This is a genomic window from Falsiroseomonas sp. RANM36 (genome assembly GCF_056682175.1).
On sequence record NZ_JBWXTD010000003.1, the window covers coordinates 415,842 to 421,986 of the forward strand.

The window sequence follows — 6,145 nt, forward strand, 5'->3', positions numbered from 1 at the left end:
GGTCTGGGCCCCCCCCCCCCCCCCCCGCTGGGGCCCGGCCCGGCCCCTGCCCGCCCCCGGGGGCGTGGTCGCCCGCGGCGGCGGAGGCGGCGCCGCCGCGATCCTTGCCGTCGCCCGATTGCAGCAGCACCCGGCCGGCCACCTCGGGCGCGCCGCCGCCCCCGGCCTGCCCGGCCGCGATCGTCCCGGTCACCGAAAGCGCCCCGGCCACCGCGATCCGCACCTCGGCCAGGGCGCCCGGCGGCGCGCCCGGCGGCTCGCGGCCGGCCTGCACCGGCCCGGTCACGGCCAGCGCAATGGCGTTGTTCACGCCGAGGCTGCCCGTGGCGGCGACGGCGCCGAGCCGGTCGAGGCGGTTGTCGCCCCCGAGCTCGATCTCCGCCGCCGGCGCGCTCGTGGAAGCCGCAAGCAGCCGGGCATCCAGCACGCCGCCCGACTGCTCGATGCCGTGGGCACCCGCCAGGGTCAGGTTGCGCGCCGCCGTCACGCTGCCGGCGTCCTGCCGGATCTCGCCGCCGCTCGCGGTGATCGCGATGTCGCCCGCGCGGCCGGCGGCGCCGCGCGCCTGCACGATGCCCTGCAGCGTCACCCCGCCCGGCGCGGACAGGGCGATGTCGCCGCCGGTGGTGGTCCCGTTGCCCGTGGCGATGGTGCCGCCCGCGGTCAGCGTGCCGGCCGTCAGCGCGAGCGTCACCGCGCCATCCGTCAGCAGCCCCGCGCGCAGCCCGCCGGTGACCGCCAGCGGCCCCGCGGCGCGGAGGTCGAAGGCGCCGCGCACCGTGATGTCGCCGATGGCCGCGATCGCCGCAGGCGTCGTGCCGCCGAGCGCGAGGGAGCCGACCGCGCCGGCCAGCCGCCCCGCGGCGATCGCGCCCGCCCCGCCGACCGCGCCGGTCGTGCCGAGTTCCAGCAGGCCCGGCGTGGCGAGGTCGCCGTCCAGCAGGATGCCGCCGCCCCCGCCCTTCAGCGAGATCGCGGCGCCACCGACCGAAGCGCCTGGCCGCACCGTCAGCGTCCCGCCGGCGCGGAGCGTCGCCGTGCCGGTGGCCGCAATCGCGCCCTGCGCGGTCAGCGCGCCGGCCGTCGCGATGGTCAGGTCGCCCGCGCCGGCGTCGAGCGCGCCGAGGATCGGGATGGCGTTGGATGGATTGTCGAGCCGGATGGTGCCGGCCGTCGCCTGCAGCGCGGCGCCGCCGAGGCCGAGCGAAGCGGCCTGGGTGACCGCTCCGATGGCGCGCAGATCCAGCTCCATGCCGGAGAGCAGCAGCGGGCCGGCCAGCGTCGTCGCGCCGGCCAGCGTCGTCACCCCGCCGCCCGGCAGGGTGGCTCCGCCGAGCCGCAGCAGCCCGGCCTGCACGCCCGACAGGTCCGGCAGCGCCAGGCCGGCGGCGGCGCCCGGACCGAAGGACAGCGCGCGGCCGGCATTCGGCGCGATCTCGACCACCGGCGCCCGCAGCGATCCCGGCGCGGGCGGCAGCGTCATGGCATTCGCCACCAGCGTCCCCCGGCCCGCGGCCGCGGCCGCGCCGCCTGCGCCGAAGGCCACCTGCCCCGCATCGCCGAAGGCGCGCAGCAGCACCGAGCCGGCGGCGGAGGCGATGGCGGCGTTCACCTGCACCTGGCCCGTCGCGGTCGCGCCGGGGATGGCGGGATCGGAGGCGAGCAGGATCACGTCCCCGAGCAGCGTGATCGGCTGGTTGACCACCACGCTGTTGCCCGCGGCGAGCGTGAGCGAGTTGGCGCTGGCCGAGAAGCCGATCGCCTCGGAGACGGTCAGGTCGTTCCCCGCCTCGAGCCGGACATTGCCGCCGCCGAGCAGCGCCGCGACGGTGCCGGCCAGCAGGTAGCCGTCATCGCCGCCGCCCGGCGCCGCATCGCCCGCGCCGACCTGCGGCGCGGCGGGGTTGGTCGGCTGCTCGGCGTTCGGCGGATCGGGAATGGCGCCGACGATGTGCAGGTTGAGCGGGTCGAGCAGCAGCGTCCCCGCCTTGCCCGCCGGCGCCAGCATGTCCACGCTGCCGGCGAGCGTCAGGCCGCGATCGGCCGAGACCTCCGCCTGCCCGCCATCGCCGCCCTTCGGCCCGCCGCGTGCGCTGAGCTTGCCGGCCATGGCGACCGCCTCGCGGCCGATGACGGCGATCCGCCCACCATTGCCGGCCTGCGTCGCATCGGCACGGATCTCCGCCCCCGCCGCCACGCGGACCCGCGCCGCGGCATCCGCCGGCACACCGCCGCCCTGCGCGCGGGCGCGCGCCGCCGTGGCGCCGATCGCCCCCGGGCCCCCGCCCGCCGCGCCGGCGGCGGCGATGCGGGCCGAGGCGGCGATCTCGACATCGCCGCGGGCCCGCGCCACCACCGTGCCGCCGCGCTCCCCGGGGCGGGCGCCCTCCGCCGCGACGGTCCCATGCACGCGGATGCCGCCGCCGACGCCCGCGATCTCGATGCTGCCGGTGCGCCCGCCGAGGCTGTCGGCGCGGATCGTGCCGCCGGCCGAGACCAGCTGCTGCACCACCCCGTCGGCGGCGCGCGCCGTCATCAGCACCGTGCCGCCCTCGGCCACCACGACGCCGGTGTTGGTCACCAGCGCCTGCGCGGGCTGGCCATCGGCGCCGCGCGGCGCGGTGCGCACCTGGCCCGTCACGTCGAAGGCGACCAGCCCGTCGCCATGCAGGTCGAGGGTGTGCGTCTCCGCGCCGGCCAGCACCACGGTGCCGAGGCGGGCACGGATCGTGCCGGAATTGGCGACGGAGGGCGCGACCAGCGCCGCCAGCCCCGCCTCCCGCACGGTGATCTCGCCGCGGTTCTCGATCCGCGCGCCGGGCTGGCCCGGGCGGTCGAAATGCAGCCTGCCGGCCATGAAGGCGGCGTTGGTGGTGTCGGCGGTGGAGGCGACGAAGCTCTGCGCCTCCACCTGCGCGCCGCGATGGAACAGCACGCCGGCGCCGTTGATCACCACGACGCCGCCATTGGCCTGGATGCGCCCGGCGATCTCGGAGGGCCGCGGCGTGGTGACGCGGTTGAGCGTCATCGAGCCGGCGCCGGGCTGCTGGAAGCGCACCGTGTGGTCGCGGCCGACATCGAAGCTGCGCCAGTCGATGGCGGCCCGGTCGGTGGACTGGGTGATGGTGGTGGTGTTCGCCTGGCGTCCGATGCTGGCCTGGCCGGCGACCACCGCGCCGCCCTGCGGGCCGGCATTGGGCGCCGGTTGCGACGCGGCCGGCAGGGCGAAGGCCAGGGCGAAGCCGGCCTGCAGCGCCGTGCTGGCGAGCAGCGCATGACGGCCGAGCCGCAGGACCGAGATCCGCGCCTGTCCTCCCCGTCCGCTGCTCCGCCCCCGCGGCCGCATCGCCTGCCCCCCGTTCAGAAGCGCGTCACGACGCGCCAATAGGCCGCATCCTGCGACAATGGCTCGATCCCCGGCAGGTTGCCCTGCGGGTAGCGGTTGAACCGGGTCACGCCCTCGAACTGGATCTCGGTACGCCGGTCAACCAGCAGCCGCACCCCGGCCCCCGCCGAGGACAGCCGCCTGTCGGGCTGGTCCGGCTGGTTCTCGAAGCTCTGCCCCCAATCGTAGAACATGTAGAACTGCGCCGCGACCTCGGTGCTGCGGCCAAGGACATCCACGTTCCACGAATCGTCCAGCCGCAGCTCGACCGAGGTGGACAGCGCCTTGTCGCCGGTGACCTCGCCCGCATAGTAGCCGCGGTTGAGCCTGAGCCCGCCGAGATAAAACTTCTCGATCGGCGGCAGGACGTCGGGCGACCACTGGAAGGCCACCAGGCCGAACAGCCCCACCACCGCGCCGTCCCAGGGCGTGAACAGCGACTGGGTGCGGGTGACCTCGCCGGCGACCTTGAAGAAATCCACCGTCTGCCCGGCGCGGCCGGCCAGCGCGGCGCCGTTGGAACTCGCCCCCAGCCCGGACAGGCCCTGGCTGAGCCGGATATTGGCGCTGTTCAGCGCCGGAAAGGCGTCGCCGAGCAGCACGTCCTGCGACGCCCATTCGCCGCCCGCCCGCAGGACGCGCAGGCTGTCGTAGCTGGCGCGCGCCTCGCCGCCGCCCTGCACGCCCAGGCGGATCTCGTTCTCCAGCGCCTCCATCCCGGCGAAGACCGTGGCCACCTGGCTGCGCCGGCGGATCAGCGGATAGATCAGGGACCCGCTGACGAGGGAGGTGGTGCCCTCGTAGCCGATCGTGCGCAGCTCGCCGGTCGGGTTCGAGTTGCCGGCGCCGCCCTGCAGCCGGAAGCGCAGCCCGGAGCCGCCGACGAAGGTCTCGAAGGCGACCTGCCCGAAGGTCTGGGTGTCGTTGAAGCTGCGGAAGAGGATGATGTCGGTGCGCTCGCCGTACTGCGTGAAGCTGTTGAGGCTGAGCGCCGCCACCGCCTGTTCCGGGCCGACCAGCTGGTAGCCGCGGTTGTCGGCGGCGAGCAGCGCCGACCAGGGCGTGCGCGAAAGCTGCGCGATCAGCTGCAACTCGCCGGGGTCGCCGCCCGGCACCGGGCGCAGCACGGAGCGGATGGTCACGCCCGGCACTTCCTGGGCCAGCAGCAACTGCCGCTCCAGCAGCGCCTGGTCGAGCGGGCCGGGGGTGACCAGCCGCTGCAGGAACAGCAGCACCTGGCTCGCCGCGGGGCCGATGTCGCCATCCAGCAGGACCTGGCTGATCCGACCCTCGGCCACCAGGAAGCGCAGCCTGCCGCCCGCCTCGACCTCGGCCGAGACGCCGGTCAGCACATAGCCGTCCTCGCGGTAGCGCCGCAGCAGCGCCAGCCGCGCCTGCTCGATGCGCGCGAGCGGCACGGCGGGACCAGTGAGCGGCGGCAGCAGCCGCTCGAGTTCGGAGAGCGGATAGGCGGTGGCGCCCTCGATGCGGATGGCGGCGACCGGCACCGCCATGTCGGGCATCGCCGTCTCCGCCGGGGTCGGCGCCGCGGGCGCGGCCGGCCCGACCTCGGGCGCCTCGCGCGGCAGGATGCGCGGGATCGGCGATCCCTGCGGCACCGGTCCGATCTGCTGGGCGCCCACAGGCGGCGGCAGAAGCAGGAGCGGCAGCAACAGCAAGGCTGCGCGCCTGGACCCCCTCATGCGCTCAAGCACCCCCGCCACTCGCCGAGTCTAGCTAGATGACCGGCCCCAGACCGATCAAGAGCCGTCTCAACTTTTCGCCTGCGTCCAGGCGTCTGGCATGTCGCGTGCCGGAGGGATAGGCTGCGCTACGGTTAAGGGGTCGTCAGGAAGCGCGGGGGGCAGGGGCGGAAGATGCCGCTAGCGTCGCCGCATCGCGCGGAGGCATCGCCGGCCGCGATGGCGGATGGCACGCCCGTGCCACGCCCGCGTTGCGTGGCGCGGGCGCGGCCGCCCGCGCGCCCCGGCCGGGCCCGCCGGCCGCGGCACCGGTGAGGCGGCGGCGGCGGATCGCTTCCGGCCTGAAGGCCGCGCGCCGGACCATCGGCGCTTGCGTGGGCGGGCCGGCTCGCGCTGCCGTCGGCTCCCGGCCGCAGCGACCGGACCGCTAGGCTGGCGGTGGCGATGTCGGCAGCCCGTCCGGGCCGGTTCGAGGGCAATCTGCCGGAGCTTCTGGACCGCATCGCGGCCGGCCGCCCCGGGCGGGCCGCGGCGGCGGGCGCGACCGACGCGGCGGAGGCGGTGGAGCGCCTGGCCGTTGCAGGCTTCCTGCCGGAGGCGGCGAAGCTCGTCGCGCATGCGCTGCCCCGGCGCGGAGCGGTCTGGTGGGCCTGCATGTGCGCCCGCCACACCGCCCCCGCCGGGGCCAGGGACCTCGCCGCGCTGCGCGAGGCCGCCGAGACCTGGGTGCGCCGGCAGACCGATGCATCCCGCCGCGCCGCCTTCGACCTGGCACAGGCCTCCGGCCTCGAGACGCCGGAGGCCTGGGCCGCGATGGGCGCCTTCTGGGCCGGCGATTCCATCGCGCCGGCCAATGTGGCGAAGGTGGCGCCGGCGCCGCACCTGACCGGCACCGCGATCGCGGGCGCCATCAATCTCGCCGCGGTGCGCGGCGACCCGCTGCGGCGCGACGCCAGGCTCGCCCGCTTTCTCGATTCGGCACGCGACATCGTCGCGGGCGGCGCCGGCCGGCGGGCCCCCCCAAGCATGGAGCCCCCAACCCCACCCCCCCGCCCCC

Annotated in this window: 3 protein-coding genes; 1 reads left to right on the plus strand and 2 read right to left on the minus strand. The window is 76.6% G+C overall.

The features are described from left to right. Both AC1MIR_RS06770 and AC1MIR_RS06775 read right to left on the minus strand, forming a co-directional pair. On the minus strand, window positions 1-3,385 hold a 3,385-nt coding region (locus tag AC1MIR_RS06770), incomplete at its 3' end, for a two-partner secretion domain-containing protein (RefSeq protein ID WP_480027421.1). After that, window positions 3,361-5,058, minus strand: a complete 1,698-nt coding sequence (locus tag AC1MIR_RS06775) for a ShlB/FhaC/HecB family hemolysin secretion/activation protein (RefSeq protein ID WP_480027422.1) — start codon at window positions 5,056-5,058, stop codon at window positions 3,361-3,363. The genes AC1MIR_RS06770 and AC1MIR_RS06775, both read right to left, overlap by 25 nt. Before the next feature lie 474 nt (window positions 5,059-5,532). On the opposite strand from AC1MIR_RS06775, the gene AC1MIR_RS06780 reads away from it, so the two are divergent. Further along, a partial coding sequence (locus AC1MIR_RS06780) for a DUF6931 family protein (protein WP_480027423.1) occupies window positions 5,533-6,145 on the plus strand: 613 nt, incomplete at its 3' end.